Source organism: Aeromicrobium stalagmiti (assembly GCF_013283745.1).
Classification (GTDB): domain Bacteria; phylum Actinomycetota; class Actinomycetes; order Propionibacteriales; family Nocardioidaceae; genus Aeromicrobium; species Aeromicrobium stalagmiti.
On sequence record NZ_JABSTZ010000001.1, the window covers coordinates 1,569,694 to 1,587,261 of the forward strand.

The 17,568-nt window shown below is 69.2% G+C and carries 18 protein-coding genes; 12 read left to right on the forward strand and 6 right to left on the reverse strand.

Going from position 1 to position 17,568, the window contains the following annotated elements; genetic code table 11:
• The first annotated feature begins 100 nt into the window (after window positions 1–100).
• Window positions 101–2,530 carry a S8 family serine peptidase gene (locus HQK15_RS07785; RefSeq protein WP_173490785.1) on the forward strand — a complete coding sequence of 810 codons (2,430 nt, stop codon included), beginning with the start codon at window positions 101–103 and terminating at the stop codon, window positions 2,528–2,530.
• Between the two features lie 21 nt (window positions 2,531–2,551).
• Here HQK15_RS07785 and HQK15_RS07790 read toward each other — a convergent pair whose 3' ends face one another.
• Window positions 2,552–3,136, reverse strand: coding sequence for a class I SAM-dependent methyltransferase (locus HQK15_RS07790; RefSeq protein ID WP_173490786.1), 585 nt, complete (start codon window positions 3,134–3,136; stop codon window positions 2,552–2,554).
• A gap of 120 nt (window positions 3,137–3,256) precedes the next feature.
• Between HQK15_RS07790 and HQK15_RS07795 the strand changes: the two genes are divergently transcribed.
• The 3 genes from HQK15_RS07795 to HQK15_RS07805 are packed head-to-tail and all read left to right on the forward strand — an operon-like array spanning window position 3,257 to window position 5,381.
• Window positions 3,257–4,126, forward strand: coding sequence for a DUF4394 domain-containing protein (locus tag HQK15_RS07795; RefSeq protein ID WP_173490787.1), 870 nt, complete (start codon window positions 3,257–3,259; stop codon window positions 4,124–4,126).
• Between the two features lie 47 nt (window positions 4,127–4,173).
• A complete protein-coding gene (locus HQK15_RS07800; protein WP_367649095.1) occupies window positions 4,174–4,722 on the forward strand; it encodes a sigma-70 family RNA polymerase sigma factor in 549 nt (182 codons plus the stop codon).
• The gene (locus tag HQK15_RS07805; RefSeq protein ID WP_173490788.1) at window positions 4,719–5,381 is read left to right on the forward strand and encodes an anti-sigma factor family protein; all 663 of its coding nucleotides are present in this window, start codon (window positions 4,719–4,721) and stop codon (window positions 5,379–5,381) included. The genes HQK15_RS07800 and HQK15_RS07805 overlap by 4 nt, the downstream gene beginning before the upstream one ends.
• A 4-nt stretch (window positions 5,382–5,385) precedes the next feature.
• On the opposite strand, the gene HQK15_RS07810 is transcribed toward HQK15_RS07805, so the two are convergent.
• The 4 genes from HQK15_RS07810 to HQK15_RS07825 form a co-directional block, all read right to left on the reverse strand.
• Window positions 5,386–6,159: an endo alpha-1,4 polygalactosaminidase gene (locus HQK15_RS07810; protein ID WP_173490789.1), complete on the reverse strand. Its 774-nt coding sequence runs from the start codon at window positions 6,157–6,159 to the stop codon at window positions 5,386–5,388.
• Window positions 6,156–6,497 (reverse strand): MmcQ/YjbR family DNA-binding protein, encoded by a 342-nt coding sequence (locus HQK15_RS07815; RefSeq protein WP_217361367.1) that lies wholly within the window; start codon window positions 6,495–6,497, stop codon window positions 6,156–6,158. Before HQK15_RS07815 ends, HQK15_RS07810 begins: the two co-directional genes overlap by 4 nt.
• A 32-nt stretch (window positions 6,498–6,529) precedes the next feature.
• Window positions 6,530–7,321 (reverse strand): tRNA pseudouridine(38-40) synthase TruA, encoded by a 792-nt coding sequence (gene truA, locus HQK15_RS07820; protein ID WP_173490790.1) that lies wholly within the window; start codon window positions 7,319–7,321, stop codon window positions 6,530–6,532.
• Between the two features lie 96 nt (window positions 7,322–7,417).
• Window positions 7,418–8,713, reverse strand: a complete 1,296-nt coding sequence (locus tag HQK15_RS07825; protein WP_173490791.1) for a citrate synthase — start codon at window positions 8,711–8,713, stop codon at window positions 7,418–7,420.
• A 242-nt stretch (window positions 8,714–8,955) separates the two neighbouring features.
• Here HQK15_RS07825 and rplM point away from each other — a divergent pair, with 242 nt between their 5' ends.
• From rplM to HQK15_RS07860, 7 genes are all read left to right on the forward strand, one after another.
• A complete protein-coding gene (gene rplM, locus HQK15_RS07830; protein WP_173490792.1) occupies window positions 8,956–9,399 on the forward strand; it encodes a 50S ribosomal protein L13 in 444 nt (147 codons plus the stop codon).
• Between the two features lie 20 nt (window positions 9,400–9,419).
• Window positions 9,420–9,920, forward strand: coding sequence for a 30S ribosomal protein S9 (rpsI, locus tag HQK15_RS07835; protein WP_173490793.1), 501 nt, complete (start codon window positions 9,420–9,422; stop codon window positions 9,918–9,920).
• A 6-nt stretch (window positions 9,921–9,926) separates the two neighbouring features.
• Window positions 9,927–11,273, forward strand: a complete 1,347-nt coding sequence (gene glmM / locus HQK15_RS07840) for a phosphoglucosamine mutase (RefSeq protein WP_173490794.1) — start codon at window positions 9,927–9,929, stop codon at window positions 11,271–11,273.
• 17 nt (window positions 11,274–11,290) lie between these two features.
• Window positions 11,291–12,259, forward strand: a complete 969-nt coding sequence (locus HQK15_RS07845; protein WP_173490795.1) for a GNAT family N-acetyltransferase — start codon at window positions 11,291–11,293, stop codon at window positions 12,257–12,259.
• A 67-nt stretch (window positions 12,260–12,326) separates the two neighbouring features.
• A complete protein-coding gene (locus HQK15_RS07850; protein ID WP_173490796.1) occupies window positions 12,327–13,001 on the forward strand; it encodes a hypothetical protein in 675 nt (224 codons plus the stop codon).
• An 81-nt stretch (window positions 13,002–13,082) separates the two neighbouring features.
• Window positions 13,083–13,781, forward strand: coding sequence for a hypothetical protein (locus HQK15_RS07855; protein WP_173490797.1), 699 nt, complete (start codon window positions 13,083–13,085; stop codon window positions 13,779–13,781).
• Between the two features lie 192 nt (window positions 13,782–13,973).
• Entirely contained in the window at window positions 13,974–14,654 is a 681-nt protein-coding gene (locus HQK15_RS07860; RefSeq protein WP_173490798.1) for a hypothetical protein, read from the forward strand.
• Window positions 14,655–14,704: 50 nt separating this feature from the next.
• On the opposite strand, the gene coaA is transcribed toward HQK15_RS07860, so the two are convergent.
• Window positions 14,705–15,646 carry a type I pantothenate kinase gene (coaA, locus tag HQK15_RS07865; RefSeq protein ID WP_173490799.1) on the reverse strand — a complete coding sequence of 314 codons (942 nt, stop codon included), beginning with the start codon at window positions 15,644–15,646 and terminating at the stop codon, window positions 14,705–14,707.
• A 76-nt stretch (window positions 15,647–15,722) separates the two neighbouring features.
• Between coaA and glmS the strand changes: the two genes are divergently transcribed.
• Window positions 15,723–17,567 (forward strand): glutamine--fructose-6-phosphate transaminase (isomerizing), encoded by a 1,845-nt coding sequence (gene glmS / locus HQK15_RS07870; RefSeq protein WP_173490800.1) that lies wholly within the window; start codon window positions 15,723–15,725, stop codon window positions 17,565–17,567.
• Window position 17,568: the final 1 nt, after the last annotated feature.

Sequence of the window (17,568 nt, forward strand, 5' to 3'; positions counted from 1 at the left end):
ACAGGGCTCGCAAAGCCCAGACAGGCTGCCTCCTGGGCCGATATGTTTCTCGCTGCTGCGGTGACGTCGTAACCGCCTCTTCCAGGGGGAGTCCCACCGCATGTCCAGGATCCGTCGGTCGCTGACCGTCACCGCTGTCGCGTCGTTGCTGCTGTCGGGGCTGGCGGTGAGCGCCTCGGCCGACCAGGTGCCCGCGGCGGTCCGGGCTCCGTCGGCCGAGGCGCCGTCGCCGGTGGTCGCGGCGCCTGAGGCCGACGGCATCGCCCGCGGGCTCATCGTCAAGACCACGACCTCGGACCCGTCCGAGGCACTGCTGGACGCCGCTGACGACGCACTCGGGTCGCAGGCCGAGATCGTCGGCGACGCGACGATCTCGGGCACGACCTCGTCCGTCGCGTTCGACGAGCCGGTGTCAGCCGACCTGGCCGCCGACGTCGCCGAGACCGTCGAGCGCCGCAGCGACGTGGTGTGGGCCGTGCCCGACACGATGCGGCAGATCAGCGCCAACCCGCCGGTGACGACGAACGACTCGTTGTTCGCCGAGCAGTGGGCCCTGTGGGACCGCTCGGTGAGCAAGCCGGCGGGTGGCTTCAGCCTCAAGGCCCCCGCGCTGTGGCCGGTGACGACCGGTTCGCCGGAGGTCCGCGTCGCAGTGCTCGACACCGGGGTCCGCACGTCCCACCCCGAGCTGAGCGGCCGGCTGGTCCCCGGCTACGACATGATCGCCGCGGACAGGTCGAAGAGCCGCAAGAAGACGTACTTCGTCGCCAACGACGGCAACGGCCGCGATGCCAGTCCCTCCGATCCGGGCGACTGGGCGCGCAAGGGCCAGTGCTATCGCAGGTCTCCGGCGTACGACAGCTCGTGGCACGGCACATTCATCGCGGGGCAGATCGTCGCGAGGTCGGGCAACGGCTCCGGCATCGCCGGTGTCGCGCCGGGCGTGAAGGTTCAGCCCGTGCGCGTCCTGGGTCGCTGCGGTGGCTGGGACTCCGACATCCTGGCCGGCATCAGGTGGGCCTCCGGCGGTCATGTGAACGGGGTGCCGGACAACCAGACGCCTGCGCAGGTCGTCAACCTCTCGCTCGGCTCGCTCTACCGCACGGCCAAGGACGCGGCCAAGGCGTGCAAGCCGTACGCCGAGGCCGCGACCCAGGCCATGTCGCGGGGATCGCTCCTGGTGGTGGCGGCCGGCAACGAGTTCGCCGAGGCGAGCGAGGCCGTGCCGGCCGCGTGCAACGGCTTCCTCACGGTCGGCGCGACGAGCCGCAAGGGCTATCGCGCCGCCTACTCGAACAAGGGCAAGAAGGTCGACATCGCTGCGCCGGGAGGCGACTCGTGGATCGAGGGCGGGCGCGACCTGATCGTCTCGCTGGGCAACAAGGGCAGGACGAGGCCGTCGACGAACGGCTACCTGCGCTACGAGGGCACGAGCATGTCGACCGCCTACGTGTCGGCCGGCGCGGCGCTGCTCTACTCGCTCGGGCTCGACGACCCGCGGGAGGTGAGGGCGGCCTTGATCGCCTCGACGTCCGCATTCCCGCGCAAGTCGTCGAGCCGGGAGAGGTACCGCAAGAAGTCGGGTGGCCGGACCTACACGTTCAACCTCAACTGCGGCTACACCGAGTGCGGCAAGGGGATCCTCGACCTGAGCAAGGTGCAGGCGCCCCTCGAGCAGCCCACGGTGTCCGGGACGCAGTGGAACGGTCAAGCCGTCGTCGGCCAGGAGCTCACCTACACCCAACGTTGGGCGGGGCCCGAGGTCGGCGTGCGGTGGTATCGCGAGCAGGGGCTCGGCGGCGAGCGTGAGCTGATCGGCGAGGGTCCGACCTACATCCCGACGTGGTCCGACGTAGGACACGCGCTGTCGGTCGAGTCGGTCCCCGGCGGGGCCTTCCGTCCGCTGCGGACCCGGGTCGACATCGCCGGCACGGTGTTCGGGACCGGCGTCACCGTCTCCCTCGAGCAGGACCACCACCAGCAGGGTCGTACGTTCCCCGTCATCGTGAACCTCAGCTCTGTTGCGGACCCGGACCGTGTGGTCGAGGACGGTGACGTCGAGGTGCTCTATGGCGACGACGTCGTGGCGACCGGTCGCTCGACGTCCGGTCACGCGACGATCGACGTTCCGGCAGATGCCTGGCGACCCGGCTCGATCGACGTGCGCGCGCGATACGTCGGCACGTCCGCCACGCCTCCGGGCACGTCACCGTCGCGCCAGGCCTCGGGCTACCTGCCCGACCCCGAGATCACGCTCGCGGTGGCCTCGCCCCAGGTCGGCGAGACGCCGGCGGTCGTGACGGTCACGGTCAGTGCGCCGGACGGTTTCCCGCCCGGGACGGTGTGGATCCATCCGCCGTACAACGAGAACTATCTGCTGGCCCGGGCGACGCTGTCGAGCGAGGCGGACAGCCCCGCGCAGATCACGATGCCGCTCCAGGGGGCCGGCGCCTCACGGCTGGTCGCCACCTACTACAGCTCGGAGCGGGCGGCAGTCAGCTCGAACGAGGTCGTGGTCACGACAGGCTGAGACGCGTGGCCGGGCAGGGGGTCAGGGCCGCCGGACGTCGAGGATCCGGAAGCCCTTCTCGCTGTCGACCCGCGCGGTCGGCCAGCCCTGCTCGACCAGCCAGCGCTGCAAGGAGTCGGCACCGAAGTTCTTGCCGACGACGAGTCGCGCCGTGCCTGACGGGGCAAGGCGGGGCAGCCACCGGAGCAGCAGGTCGTGCAGGGCCTGCTTGCCGATGCGGATGGGTGGGTTGGACCAGATCTGGTTGAACGTGACGTCGGCCGGCACGTCGTCGGGCAGCGCCGCATGGACGCTCACCCCGAGCCGCTCGGCGTTGACCCGGGTGAGGTCGAGCGCCCGCTCGTTGGGGTCGACGGCCCAGACCACCGTGGCCGAACGGGCCAGTGAGCAGGCGATCGGGCCCCACCCGCAGCCGAGGTCGAGCACCGTGCCGGAGGTCGGTGGGGTGCTGTTGCGCAGCAGCACCGCGGTGGCCTTGTCGAGGCCGTCCTGGGAGAAGACGCCGGTGGACGTCGTAAACGTGACGTCCTGCCCCCAGATGTGGGTCGTGATGTCGTGGCGTCGGTCGTCGCTGGTCGGCGTTCCCTCGAAGTAGTGCTCTGGCACCCGACCAGTCTGGCAGGAGTCGTTCGAAGAAATCTCGCCACGTCTTCAACGCGGGCGCCACGGGTGCGGTATCCCTTCATGAGACCGGCAAAGATGCCGGCCCGGACCACGGAGGAATCCATGCGCCAGCGAACTCGTACCCTCGTCGCCCTCGGAGCGGCAGCAGCACTCGGACTCGGCACCACCGCCGCTCTCGTCGGCTCGGCCGAGGCCGCCGCGACGTCGGCCCTCGGTCTGTCGTCCAACGGCAAGACCCTCAAGACCTTCTCGCTGAAGGACGGCGCGAAGATCAAGAACATCGGCAACGTGAGTGGTCTGTCGGGCGACACCAAGCTCGTCGGCATCGACGTCCGCCCCGAGAACAAGGCGTTCTACGGCGTCGGCAACGCGGGCGGCGTCTACACGCTCAACACCAGCACGGGTGCGGCGACCAAGGTCTCGCAGATCAGCGTGGCCCTCGAGGGCACCAACTTCGGTGTCGACTTCAACCCGGCCGCCGATCGTCTGCGCATCGTGGGCGACACGGGCCAGAGCCTGCGCCACGACGTGACCCAGGCGACGCCGACGACTGCCGTCGACAGCCGGGTCAACTACCCCGTCGGCACCCCGCCGGCGCCCGGTCCGGACGCCACCGGCATCACCGCGGCGGCCTACACGAACAACGACGCGTTCGCGAACACCGCGACCGGCACGACGCTGTTCGACCTCGACATGACGCTCGACCGCGTCGCGCAGCAGGTCCCGGCCAACGCGGGCACCCTGGTCGTGGCCGGTCCGTTCGGTCCGCGCCTGGGCCCGGTCGCGGGCTTCGACATCGTCAGCACCGTCCGCGACAACGGCAACGCCGTCACCAACACGGGCTACGCGACGCTGCGTCCGACCTCCGGTGGTCTCGGATCGCTCTACAAGGTCGATCTGCTGAGCGGAGCGCTCACCAAGGTGGCAAACTTCACGCACGACGTCGCCGACCTGGCGATCCCGCAGGGCTGACGCCCAGGCGCTGCGGCGCCCGTACGTGAACTACAGGAGCAGCACTGGTGGCACCGTGGAGGAGCTCCCGGGCCAGTGACGACGGCGTGCCCGGCACGCCTGACGCACTGGCCCGGGAGGGCTACGCCCGACACGGGGCCGAGCTCTACGGCTACGCGCTGAGCCGTCTGGCCGACGACGCAGCCGCCCAGGACGCCGTCCAGGAGACGATCGTGCGCGCCTGGCGGGCGGGGGAGCGCTTCGACCCGGCTGCCGGGTCGTTGCGCACCTGGCTCTACGCCATCTTGCGCAACGTCATCATCGACCAGGCGAACGCCCGCCAGAGGGCCACGGCCCTGGCCCAGACCGTCGTCGAGGAGGAGGACCTGATGGCCGACCAGACCGGCGCGGTCGCCGACGTCGACCTGATCACCCGCGCGCTGGGCTTCATCAGCCACGACCACCGCACGGCGATCGTCGAGACCTATCTGCGCGATCGCCCCTACGACGAGGTGGCGGCCGAGCTGGGGGTCTCGGTGAGTACGCTGCGAAGTCGGGTTTTCTACGGCCTCAAACAACTACGACACGCGATGAAGATGATGGTGGTCGAACCATGACCCGCTCACACGACGAGCTGAGGGAGGCGCTGGGGGCTCATGCTCTCGGCCAGCTCGACGACCCCGCGCTGCAGCGTGAGGTGGAGGACCACCTGCTGACGTGCGCGGAGTGTCGCGCCGAGCTCGACGAGATCGCTCCGCTGGCCGCTGCACTTCGTCAGGTGGACGCCGATCAGGTGCGCCCAGTCGGCATCGCGCCACCGGCCGAGCTCGACGACCGGATCCGGCGCGCACTGCCGCGCCGGGTATCGACGGTGCGGCGCCTGGCACCGGCAGCGGGTGGGGTCCTGGCGGGGGCGGCTGCTGCCGCGTTCGTGACCGTTCTCGTGGTGCAGGACGACCGGCCCGTCGGCCCGACCGTCATCGCGGTCCCCGAGGTGGAGTCGGTCCGCGGCGTCACCGCCACCGCAGGCCTCGTCGACCACACCTGGGGGCTCGAGGTCAAGCTCGAGGCGACCGGTCTGCCCGCCGGTGAGACGTTCGAGATGTGGGTGGTCGGCAACGACGGCACGGCTTATGACGCCGGCGAGTTCATCGGCGTGAAGGACAAGAAGATCGTCTGCGACATGAGCTCGTCGGTGCTGTTCAAGGACGCCGAACGCTTCAAGGTGGTCGACGCGCAGGGCACCGAGGTCATCGCGGCCGACCTGCCGTCATGACCGGTCAGCAGTGCCTGAAGACATAGCCCTTGGAGCCGGCCGGCACGACGTCGCGGTCGCGCAGCAGGACGGACGCTGCGCCGGCGCGTGCCGCACACGCGCGCTCGTAGGCCTGGCGCCCGTTGTCGGTGTACTCGATCTCGATGAGCCGGGTGCCGTAGGTCGCGGTGTAGTCGCCGCACTCGCGGTAGACCTCGCACTCCTCGACCACCGCGAAGTCGAAGCCGATGCCTCGCGTGCTCAGCTCGGGGGTGTTCTTCTGGGCGATCGCGACCCCTGCGCCGTGGGCCTCGCGGACGAGTCGCTTGCCGAAGTTGACGGCGTACGACTGCTTGAGCAGGCCACGTGACCGGGTCCACGAGTCGAGGTTGTCGGGCTCGACGGCCGCGAAGCCCTCGCGCCCGCACCGGGCGAACCACGCACGGTTGAGCTCGCCGATCGCCGCGCGCTTGCCGGACGTGCGGATGTCGAGCAGGACCTCGTCGGGCCAGCCGGGATCGCGCACGAGATGACCCCGGCGATCGCGCAGGAGCAGTCCGGGGTGCTTCTTCTTCCACCAGCCGAGCGTGCCCGGCTGGGTCTGGAAGGAGTTGACGTAGCAGATCGAGTAGAGCCCGGCTGCGGGTGACTCGGTGCGGTCGCGGGTCACGATGTCGACGTCGGGGGCGGGCGCGTAGGCACCACCCAGCTGGTAGTCGGCGACGCCGGCCGTCGGGGGAGGCGTGACGGGTGACGCCATCGCGAGCGCGACGAGCACCGACGCGAGCAGGCCCGTCATCCGGCCGCCCGCTTGCGGACCGCCGGCGGGGCCACCAGGTGCCAGGCGTCGGTCACCAGCTCGAGCAGTTCGGCGCGGTCGACGGCGTCGAGGTCGACCAGGACGTAGTCGTGGCCGTCGTAGTGGGGCGTCGTGAAGAAGGCAGGGTCGTCGCCCTCGACCAGGGCGACCTTGTCGCCGGCGCTGCACCTCAGGGCCAGTGCGCCGTCGCTGTCGGTGCGAAGGCGACCCATCAGCCGGTTCGCCACCTTGAGCGCCGTGGTGCCGTACGACGTCGACTCGGCGACCTCGGGCAGGGTTGTGCCATGGGCCACGACGTCGTCCCAGGGCACTGCCATGACGCCATCCTCTCAGGTCCGGGGGACAGGAGTCACTCGTCCCGTCGCCTCCGCGACTCGAGGGCTCGCGCGGACAGCCCGGCGTCGTCCGGATAGACGACCTCCTCCAGCACCAGGCCGTGTGCCGGCATGACCTTGACCCGGGCGTCGCGGACAGCACCGGCGAGGATCTCGCCGGACCACTCGGCCCGGTGCCGTCCCTCGCCGACCGCCACCAGGGCTCCCATCAGCGCCCGCACCATCGAGTGGCAGAACGCGTCGGCGCGCACGGTGGTCGCGAGCAGGTGGCCGTCGCGGACGGTGTGCAGCTCGAGCAGCGTACGGATCGTCGTCGCCCCTTCGCGGCGCTTGCAGAAGGCGGCAAAGTCGTGCTCACCCACCAGGTGCGCCGCCGCCGCGTTCATGGCGTCGACGTCGAGGGTGCGGTTCCAGCCGACCACCACGCTGCGGGTGAGCGGATCGGGTCCGGCCGGCGCGTCGCACAGGCGGTAGACGTAGCGCCGCTCGAGCGCGGAGAACCGGGCGTCGAAGCCCTCGGGCGCGACAGTCAGTGCTCGCAGCGCGATGTCGTCGGGGAGCAGGCGTCGCAGCCGACGCTCGAGCGTCGGCGGGTCGACGCCGTCGAGGTCGACGTGGGCGACCTGGCCCCGGGCGTGGACTCCCGCGTCGGTGCGACCGGCGCAGGTGAGCTGGGGCGCGACGTCGAGCCGCAGGATCGTCGCGAGGGCCGACTCCACCTCGCCCTGCACGGTGCGCAGCTGCGGCTGGGTCGCCCAGCCGCGGAAGGCGGTCCCGTCGTAGGAGATGTCGAGTCGCAGTCGCACCCCGTCACGCTATCGCCCGCCGAGACCTGAGGGGGTCGACGCCCTCGACGACGAAGCCCCCACCCCGACGGGGTGAGGGCTTCGGTGCGCGGGGCTTCAGGCCCAGCGCTGGGCGGCCGGCACGAAGTCGAGCGTGCGGTCGCCGGTGTAGATCTGCTTGGGGCGGGCGATCTTCTGCTCCTTGTCGTCGACCAGCTCGAGCCACTGGGCGAGCCAGCCGGCCGTGCGCGGGATCGCGAACAGGACCGTGAACATCTCCGGCGGGAACTGCAGCGCCTCGTAGATGAGCCCGGAGTAGAAGTCGACGTTGGGGTAGAGCTTGCGGCTGATGAAGTAGTCATCCTCCAGCGCGATGCGCTCGAGCTCCTGGGCGATCTCCAGCAGCGGGTTGACGCCGGTGACCTCGAAGACGTCGTCGACGGCCTTCTTGATGATCGTCGCGCGCGGGTCGAAGTTCTTGTAGACCCGGTGACCGAAGCCCATGAGCTTCTCGTCGCCGCGCTTGACGCCCTCGATGAAGGCGGGGATCTTGTCGGGCGTGCCGATGCGCTTGAGCATCTTGAGCACAGCCTCGTTGGCGCCGCCGTGCAGCGGGCCGTACAGCGCCGCGATGCCGGCGCTCACGGCCGAGTAGGGGTCGACCTCGGACGAGCCGACCGAGCGGACTGCGTTGGTCGAGCAGTTCTGCTCGTGGTCGGCGTGCAGGATGAAGAGCACCTCGAGCGCCTTGGCGAGCCGCGGGTCGGGGTTGTACTTCTGCTCGGACATCTTGAACAGCATCGAGAGGAAGTTCTCGGTGTAGGACAGATCGTTGTCGGGGTAGACGTACGGCTTGCCCTGCGCGTGGCGGAACGACCAGGCGCCGAGGGTCGGCATCTTCGCGATCAGGCGGACGATCTGGTCGTGGCGCACCTGCGGGTCGCGGATCGCGCGGGCCTCGGGGTAGAACGTCGACAGGGCGCCGACGCTCGAGAGCAGCATGCCCATGGGGTGGGCGTCGTAGCGGAAGCCCTGCAGCTGCGACTTGAGGTTCTCGTGCACGAACGTGTGGAACGTGATCTCGTGCACCCACTGGTCGTGCTGCTCGCGGGTGGGCAGCTCGCCGTGGATCAGCAGGTAGGCCACCTCGAGGAACGTCGAGCTCTCGGCGAGCTGCTCGATGGGGTAGCCGCGGTACTCCAGGATGCCCTTGTCGCCGTCGATGTAGGTCACGGCGCTGCGGGTGGACGCGGTGTTCGTGAAGCCCGGGTCGTAGACCGCGAGACCTGGATCATCGTCGGTCCTGCCGATCTTGCCGAGGTCTCCTGCGCGGATGGTGCCATCCGTGATGGGGATCTCGAACTCTTCACCCGTACGGTTGTCGCGGACGGTCAATGTCTGGTTCTCGGTCACGATGGGTCTCCTGTGACGATGCAAATGGGGGCCGCTGTGATGGCGCGGACCACTCCTCAACTTAGACGTGAGTGAAACCTCAGGGGCAAAGGGGGTCCGGGTGGGGCCTCGTTTTGACCCGAGCGTCCCCGGGCGGTTAACCTAGTGTGTCGTTGTGCCCAGCGGCTTCGCCATGGGCTACGACCACTACCGAGCAAGCTTTCAGTACCGCCACCATCATCAAAGAACGAGAAGGTCACGCCGTGCGCACGTTCAGCCCCAAGCCGTCTGACATCACCCGTCAGTGGCACGTCATCGACGCTCAGGACATCGTCCTGGGCCGTCTCGCCGTCCAGGCTGCGACGCTGCTGCGCGGCAAGCACAAGCCGACCTATGCACCGCACGTCGACGGTGGCGACTTCGTCATCATCGTCAACGCCGAGAAGGTGGCCCTGTCGGGCAACAAGCGCACCGACAAGCTCGCCTACCGTCACAGCGGCTACCCGGGCGGACTCAAGTCCATCGCCTACGGTGACCTGCTCGACCGGGATGCGCGCAAGGCGATCGAGAAGTCGGTCCGCGGCATGCTTCCCAAGAACCGTCTGGGTGATCAGCTGATCACGAAGCTCAAGGTCTACTCCGGCCCCGAGCACCCGCACACCGCCCAGAAGCCCCAGCCGTTCGAGATCACGCAGATCTCCCAGTAAAGAAGAGAAGCAGGCGCATCGTGGCTGAGACCACCACCGAAGAGACCACCGAGTTCGAGACGAACTCCGAGGGTGTTGCTTACACCTCGGAGTCGGCCGGCTCCTCCGAGACCTCCAGCAAGCCCGCGACGATCGCTCCGGGTGCTGCGACGGGCCGCCGCAAGGAGGCCATCGCGCGAGTCCGCATCGTGCCGGGCACCGGCGTGTGGACCGTCAACGGCAAGCCCCTCGAGGAGTACCTCCCCAACAAGCTGCACCAGCAGATTGCCAAGGAGGCCTTCGCCGAGACGGGTCTGCAGGACCGCTTCGACGTCATCGCCCGTGTCACGGGTGGCGGCATGACCGGTCAGGCCGGCGCCCTGCGTCTCGGCGTGGCCCGCTCGCTGAACCAGATCGACGAAGAGGCCAACCGCCCCGTCCTGAAGAAGGCCGGACTCCTGACGCGCGACTCGCGCATCAAGGAGCGCAAGAAGGCTGGTCTCAAGAAGGCTCGTAAGGCGCCCCAGTACAGCAAGCGCTGATCCTTCGTGGGCCGGATCTTTGGCACCGATGGCGTTCGCGGACTCGCGAATCGTGATCTGACCGCCGAGCTCGCCGTCGACCTCGCGGTCGCAGCGGCCCACGTGCTGGGTGAGGTCGGTGCTTTCGCTGACCAGCGCCCCACAGCAGTCGTGGCCCGCGACCCCCGCGCCTCAGGAGAGTTCCTGGAGGCAGCGGTGGTCGCGGGCCTTGCTTCTGCCGGGGTCGACGTCCACCGCCTGGGCGTCGTGCCGACCCCCGGGGCGGCGTTCCTGACGTCGTTCCTCGAGGCCGACATGGGCGTGATGATCTCCGCCAGCCACAACGCGATGCCCGACAACGGCATCAAGTTCCTCGCGCGCGGCGGCCTCAAGCTCGATGACGACCTCGAGGTGCTCATCGAGAACCGTCTCGAGGAGCCCTGGGACCGCCCCGTCGGTGCGGACGTCGGACGCATCGGCGACAGCCACGCGGGCGTCGCGGCCTACGTCAAGCACCTCGTGTCGTCGTCGCCGCGCAGGCTCGAGGGCCTGACCGTCGTCCTCGACTGCGCCAACGGTGCGGCGTTCGAGGTCGGACCCCGCGTGTTCGAGCAGCTCGGTGCCACGGTCATCTCGATCCACGCCGAGCCCGACGGCCTCAACATCAACGAGAACTGCGGCTCCACCCACCTGGAGGATCTGCAGAAGGCGGTCGTGGAGCACGGGGCAGACGCTGGGTTCGCCTTTGACGGCGACGCCGACCGCTGCCTGGCCGTCGACCAGACCGGCGAGGTCGTCGACGGCGACCACATCCTGGCGGTCCTCGCGATCGCGGCCCGCGACGCCGGACGTCTCACCGACGACACGGTCGTCGCGACGGTCATGAGCAACCTCGGCTTCGTCCAGGCGCTGGAGTCGGTGGGCATCACGGTCATCCAGACGGCCGTCGGAGACCGCTACGTGCTCGAGGCCATGCGCGCCGGTGGCTTCAACATGGGCGGCGAGCAGTCCGGCCACGTCATCATGGGCGATTACGCGACGACCGGTGACGGCGTCCTGACCGCTGTGCACATCGCGGCGCGCATGAGCGAGTCGGGCCAGACGCTGGCGCAGCTGGCCTCGGTCATGACCCGCCTGCCGCAGGTGCTGATCAATGTCCCGGGCGTCGACAAGGCCCGAGCCGACTCCGATCCGACGCTGCTCGGCGAGGTCGCGATCTCCACGGCCAGGCTCGGCGACTCCGGCCGGGTGCTGCTGCGGCAGTCGGGCACCGAGCCGCTCGTGCGTGTCATGGTCGAGGCGTCGACCCACGAGGAGGCCACCGACGTGGCCCAGCACCTCGCCGCGGTCGTGCGCACCACCCTGTCGCTCTGAGGTCGTAGGGTCGGGGCATGGTGTCGATCCATCGCGTCGACCTCGGCGATGACGAGTCGTTCGTCGAGCTCTACGACCTCTATGCCCGCGCGTACTCCCGGCCGTTCGACGGTCCCTACCTGGCTGTCGAGAAGCGGGTCAACCTGACCGACGACGCCTACGGCTCCAAGACCGCGGTCATGGCGCGGGACGATGCCGGGACACCCGTGGCAGGCGGCACCGCCGTCATGACGCTGCAGGACAACCGCGAGTTCGTCTTCGTCGAGGTGTTCGTGCCCACGGAGAACCGCCGGCGCGGGCACGGCACAGCAGTGCTCGAGGCGCTGGTCGCGACCGGGCGCGAACGCGGTCGGACCATCGCGTTCGCGATGGCGGCGTGGGCCGTCGGCGACGAGACCGACGCGGGGCGGCGCTTCCTGGAGGCCCATGGGTTCACGCTCGACATCATGGACGCGATCCGTGAGCTGACGCTGCCGGCCGACCTGCCGGCCCTCGAGCTCGACCCGGCCTACACGCTCGAGACCTGGCGCGGGCCCTGCCCCGAGGAGTGGATCGACGAGTACGCCGAGCTGCGCCGCATCCTCATCACCGAGGCACCCAGCGGTGACGCGGGCCTGGAGGACGAGCACTGGGACGCCGACCGCGTGCGCAAGGACGAGGCAGACCTCGTCCGGATGGGTCGAGAGATGCAGGTGTCGGTGGCGCGTTCCCGTGACGGGCGGCTGGCGGGGCACACCCAGCTCGCCTTCCCGCACGACGGCGACGAAGTCTACCAGTGGGACACCCTGGTGCGGGCCGACCACCGGGGTCACGGCCTGGGTCTGGCGCTCAAGATCCACACGATGCAAGCCGCAGCCGACCTGCTGGCGGATCGGCGCCGGATCACGACCGAGAACGCAGCGAGCAACACCCACATGATCGCGGTCAACGAGAAGCTGGGGTTCCGCCAGATCGCGTGGACGGGCGAGTTCGTCCGCGACATCTGACGATCTCCTGACACGGCGGGAGGGCGCGAGTAGGTTGCTGGGCAGTCGACCTGCCGGGAGTCCTGCCATGCGTCCTGCTCGTGCCCTCATCGCCGCCCTGATCGCGGCCACCGCCACGGCGGGGGTCGGTCTCACCCACGAGGCGGCCCACGCTGCGGGATCTAAGAGCCTGTCGGTCTATCCCCCGGACCCGGTGAAGAACGAGAAGGTCACCTTCGTCGGTCAGCTGACGACACCGGTCGAACGACGGGTGGTGCTGCAGTACAAGACCAAGAACTACGGCTGGAAGTACTTCGCCGAGACCGACAGCGCGAACGGCAGCGGATACTTCTCGTTGTCCCGCACGATCACCCGGTCCCGCACCTATCGCTACTACGCGCCCAAGGCCACGGTCGACGGCACGAAGCTCGCGAGCATCACTGGCTACAGCCGGAGGATGAACGTCGTCGCTGCCCAGGCCTCGATCTCGTTGACGCCTGCCCGCCAGTGCCTCGGCCAGAACAAGCAGATCATCGTGATCGCGACGTTCTCGCCGATCCGCGAGGGCCGCACCGTCAGCTTCAGCACCCAGGTCGGGCCGATCCTCGGCCAGCAGGACCACCGCGGCAAGGTCGGGCTCGCCGTCGGCCCCGGTGGTGAGGCTGGCACCTTCTCGATCAAGGCCACCGCGACGGCGCTCAACGGTGCACCCGCCAAGTCGACCCCCAGTGCGTCCTACGCGGTCGTCGACAACTGCCCCTGAACCTTCCCGGCAAACAGGGGGACATCCAGGCGATGTGATCGCTAGTCTCTGATCGCACCCCTCACTCCCAGGAGCACTCCCATGACATCCCTGCGCATCCGCACCCTGCTCACCTCGGTCGCCCTCGTGGCGTCGGCCGGCGGTGTCGTCCTCGCGACGGACGCCACTGCGTCGGCCGGCTCGAGCAACGAGATCACGACGGTCTCGCCCTACAAGCCGATCATCTCCGAGACCTTCACCGTCCGCGGCAAGCTGGCGACCGCGATCGTTCGCCCGATCCAGCTGCAGCGCCTCACCAGCAGCGGCTGGAAGAAGGTCACGAGCGGCAGCACGACTGCTGACGGCAAGTTCGCCATCAAGGCCGCGACGACGGCCAAGAAGACCTATCGCGTCTTTGCCCAGCGCTTCACGATCGGCGACAAGACGTACGGCTCGCGCACGACGGACCGGCGCACCGTCACGCCGGTCTCGCAGAAGGTCACCACGACGGTCAACCGCACCACGCTGCGCGTGGGGGACACCCTCGTCCTCACGATCGCGAACTCACCGATCCGCAAGGGACGTGAGGTCGCGCTCAGAGGCACCGTGCGTACCCCCGGTGGGGGAACCGAGACCTTCACGCAGACGCTGGGCGTCCAGAACGTCAACGGGAAGCTCCGCGTCGACGCACAGGTGGAGTCCGGCACGCCGAAGGGCACCTACATCTATCAGGGCGTCGCCGCCGAGGCCAACGGCGCACCCCGCAAGTTCGGCAACAAGGTGACGGTCACGATCAAGTAGCCACCCGACCAGCGACGCCCCGTCCGGATCCGTCCGGGCGGGGCGCTGGTGTGCCGGCCGGGTGGGGTTTTCACCCAAGCTGCGGGGAATCTGCTGTGGGCACCCTGCCCCGGGTCTAGTTTCAGGACGTCGAGACCGCCCGGCAGCCCGGGTGCTGACCCTCGACCCATCCCCGTCGTGAGAGGCACCATCATGCGTTCAGCTCGGATCCTCGCCGCCGCAGTGCTGGCTGCATCGGGCCTCGTCGCCGTCGGTCTCACGACCGAGACGGCCCGGGCCGCGACCTCGAAGGACCTCACGGTCCTCCCGAGCAGCAAGGTCATGAAGAACGAGAAGTACGCCCTCACCGGCTCGGTCGGACCGTCGAGCATCTCCCGTCGGGTCAAGCTGCAGTACAGGTCGGGGTCCACCTGGAAGACCTCGGGCGAGACGATGACCTGGAGCGGTGGCTTCAGCCTGACCAAGACCATGACGGCGACCAAGACCTGGCGCTTCTACGCCCCGAAGGTCACCTCGGGCGGGACGACCTACAAGGCGGTCACCGGCAACGCCAAGAAGGTGTCGCTGGTCGGGCAGACCGCATCAGGCTTCGTGACGCCGTACGGCTCCTGCTCGGCGAGCGTGCTGCAGACCGTCACGGTCGTCGCGACCTTCTCGCCCGCCCGGTACGGCCGCATCGTCCTGTTCGACACCGTCGAGGGGGAGTTCTCCGGGCAGCAGGACTCGAAGGGTCGCGTGGCGTTCACGTTCGACCACATGGACGGCGCGGGCAGCTTCGACGTCAAGGCGACCGCGCTGTCCTACCTCGGCGCATCGGCCAAGAGCGTCACCCTGCCGTACCGGGTGAGCAGCTCGTACTGCCCGCTCTCCTGACCACCGACCCGACTCGACACAGGACTGCTCCGAAGGTGGTCGGGCGCGGCTCAGATCTTGCGCAGCCTGACCCAGTCGACAGCGTGGTCGGGACCTTTTCGCAGCACGAGGGAGGCCCGGCCGCGGGTCGTCGCGATGTTCTCCTTCAGGTTGGGCCAGTTGATCGTGTCCCACAAGGCGCTCGCGCGCTCGACCGCCTGCTCGTCGGTGAACGCGCTGTAGCGGTGGAAGTACGACGCGGGGTCGGCGAAGGCGGTCTTGCGCAGGGTCAGGAAGCGGTCGATGTACCACCGGCGCAGGTCCTTGCCGGACGCGTCGACGTAGATCGAGAAGTCGAAGAAGTCGCTCACGGCCAGGCCGGGCGAACCGTCGCCGCGCGGACGGGCGGGCGCGAGGACGTTGAGGCCCTCGACGATCACGATGTCGGGCGCCTTCAGCGTCACGAGCTCGTCGGTGCGGTCGTAGGTCAGGTGGGAGTAGACGGGGGCGGTCACGACCTCGACGCCTGACTTGACCTCCATGACGAACCGCAGCAGCGCCTTGCGGTCGTAGGACTCGGGAAAGCCCTTGCGGTCGAGCAGGTCGCGGCGTTCGAGCTCGGCGTTGGGGAACAGGAAGCCGTCGGTCGTGACGAGCTCGACGACCGGGTGGTCGGGGGACTGGGCGAGCAGCTCGCGGAGCAGCCGCGCGGTGGTCGACTTGCCGACGGCGACCGACCCGGCGATGCCGATGACGAACGGGGTGCGACGCGACTGCGGGGCGTGGAGGAACTCCTCCGTCGCCTCGTAGAGCGCGCCGGCGAGACGCACGCGCATGCTGATGAGCTGGGTCATCGGGAGATAGACCTGGCGGACCTCCTCGAGGTCGAGCTCGTCGCCGAGGCCGCGCACACGCTCGATCTCATCGGGCTTGAGCGGCTGGGGGACGTCACCGGCGAGCTCGGCCCAGGCGGACCGTTCGAGCTCGACGTACGGTGACTGGTCACGCGTCATGCCGCCATTCTGGCGTGTCAGGGGTTCCGGCGCTGCACTCGGTCCCTCGCAGGCCCGACTCGGTACTCTGGACAGCATGTGCGGAATTGTCGGTTACGTCGGTCAGCGCTCCGCTCTCGACGTCGTCATGGGGGGCCTGCGACGCCTCGAGTACCGAGGCTACGACTCCGGCGGCGTCGCGCTCGTCCACGACGGCGTCATCTCGTCGGCCAAGAAGGCGGGCAAGCTCGTCAACCTCGACGCCGAGCTCGAGGCGCACCCCCTGCCGGAGGCGCACACCGGCATCGGTCACACCCGGTGGGCCACCCACGGTGCTCCCAACGACGTCAACGCGCACCCGCACCTCGACGCGTCCGGGCGGGTCGCGGTCGTCCACAACGGCATCATCGAGAACTTCGCCTCGCTGCGCGCCGAGCTCGAGGCGGCCGGCCACGAGATGCTCTCGGAGACCGACACCGAGATCGTCGCCCACCTCCTGCACGACGAGCTCGAGCGCACGCCCGACCTCTCCGACGCCCTGCGCGCAGTGTGCCGACGGCTCGAGGGCGCCTTCACCCTCGTCATCTGTGACGCTGCGCAGCCCGACGTGGTGGTCGGTGCCCGCCGCAACTCGCCCCTCGTGGTCGGTCGCGGCGAGGGCGAGAACTTCCTCGGCTCCGATGTCGCGGCCTTCATCGAGTTCACCCGCGACGCCGTCGAGCTGGGGCAGGACCAGGTCGTCACGATCACGCCCGACGACATCGTCGTCACCGACTTCTTCGGCGAGCCGGCCGAGACCACGGAGTACCACGTCGACTGGGACGTCTCGGCGGCCGAGAAGGGCGGCTTCGACTGGTTCATGCTCAAGGAGATCGACGAGCAGCCCCAGGCGGTGGCCGACACCCTCCTCGGGCGGCACACCCCCGGCGGCAAGCTGCAGCTCGACGAGATGCGCATCAGCGACGGCGAGCTGCGCGAGGTCGACAAGATCATCGTGATCGCGTGCGGCACGTCGTTCTACGCCGCGATGGTCGCCAAGTACGCGATCGAGCACTGGACCCGCACGCCCTGCGAGGTCGAGCTCGCGTCGGAGTTCCGCTACCGCGACCCGATCCTCGACAAGAGCACGCTCGTCGTCACGATCAGCCAGTCCGGCGAGACCATGGACACGCTCATGGCGATCCGTTACGCCCGCCAGCAGCGCGCCCGGGTGCTGTCGATCTGCAACACCAACGGCTCGACGATCCCGCGCGAGTCCGACGCCGTCATCTACACGCACGCCGGCCCCGAGGTCGCGGTCGCGTCGACCAAGGGATTCCTCGCCCAGGTCGTCGCGTGCTACTTGCTCGCACTCTACATCGCCCAGGTCAAGGGAATGAAGTACGGCGACGAGATCGACGGCATCCTCGCCGAGATCGGCAAGATCCCCGCCGGCATCCAGCGGATGCTCGACGAGGGCGACCAGATGCGCAAGCTCGCCGCGGAGCTCTCCGGCTCCCGGTCGATCCTGTTCCTGGGTCGTCACGTCGGCTACCCGGTGGCCCTCGAGGGCGCGCTCAAGCTCAAGGAGCTGGCCTACATCCATGCCGAGGGCTTCGCCGCCGGCGAGCTCAAGCACGGGCCGATCGCGGTCATCGAGGAGGGCCTGCCGGTCTTCGTCGTCGTGCCGCCCAAGGGCCGCGACCAGCTGCAGGAGAAGACCGTCAGCAACATCCAGGAGATCCGCGCCCGCGGTGCTCGCACGATCGTGCTGGCCGAGGACGGCGACGAGGACGTCGTGCCCTACGCCGACCACCTGATCCGCCTGCCCCGGGTGCCGACGCTGCTGCAGCCGCTCGTCTCGACGGTGCCGCTGCAGATCTTCGCCGCCGAGTTCGCGAGCCAGCTGGGCCACGACGTCGACCAGCCCCGCAACCTCGCCAAGTCCGTCACGGTCGAGTAGC

Bases quoted from the DNA above. Each gene is read 5' to 3' on its own strand.
- HQK15_RS07795 (WP_173490787.1), top strand. From the start codon at position 3,257: ATGCGCCAGCGAACTCGTACCCTCGTCGCCCTCGGAGCGGCAGCAGCA.
- HQK15_RS07855 (WP_173490797.1), top strand. From the start codon at position 13,083: ATGACATCCCTGCGCATCCGCACCCTGCTCACCTCGGTCGCCCTCGTG.
- HQK15_RS07805 (WP_173490788.1), top strand. From the start codon at position 4,719: ATGACCCGCTCACACGACGAGCTGAGGGAGGCGCTGGGGGCTCATGCT.
- glmS (WP_173490800.1), top strand. From the start codon at position 15,723: ATGTGCGGAATTGTCGGTTACGTCGGTCAGCGCTCCGCTCTCGACGTC.
- HQK15_RS07860 (WP_173490798.1), top strand. From the start codon at position 13,974: ATGCGTTCAGCTCGGATCCTCGCCGCCGCAGTGCTGGCTGCATCGGGC.
- HQK15_RS07810 (WP_173490789.1), bottom strand. From the start codon at position 6,159: ATGACGGGCCTGCTCGCGTCGGTGCTCGTCGCGCTCGCGATGGCGTCA.
- HQK15_RS07815 (WP_217361367.1), bottom strand. From the start codon at position 6,497: ATGGCAGTGCCCTGGGACGACGTCGTGGCCCATGGCACAACCCTGCCC.
- HQK15_RS07845 (WP_173490795.1), top strand. From the start codon at position 11,291: ATGGTGTCGATCCATCGCGTCGACCTCGGCGATGACGAGTCGTTCGTC.
- HQK15_RS07850 (WP_173490796.1), top strand. From the start codon at position 12,327: ATGCGTCCTGCTCGTGCCCTCATCGCCGCCCTGATCGCGGCCACCGCC.
- coaA (WP_173490799.1), bottom strand. From the start codon at position 15,646: ATGACGCGTGACCAGTCACCGTACGTCGAGCTCGAACGGTCCGCCTGG.
- HQK15_RS07785 (WP_173490785.1), top strand. From the start codon at position 101: ATGTCCAGGATCCGTCGGTCGCTGACCGTCACCGCTGTCGCGTCGTTG.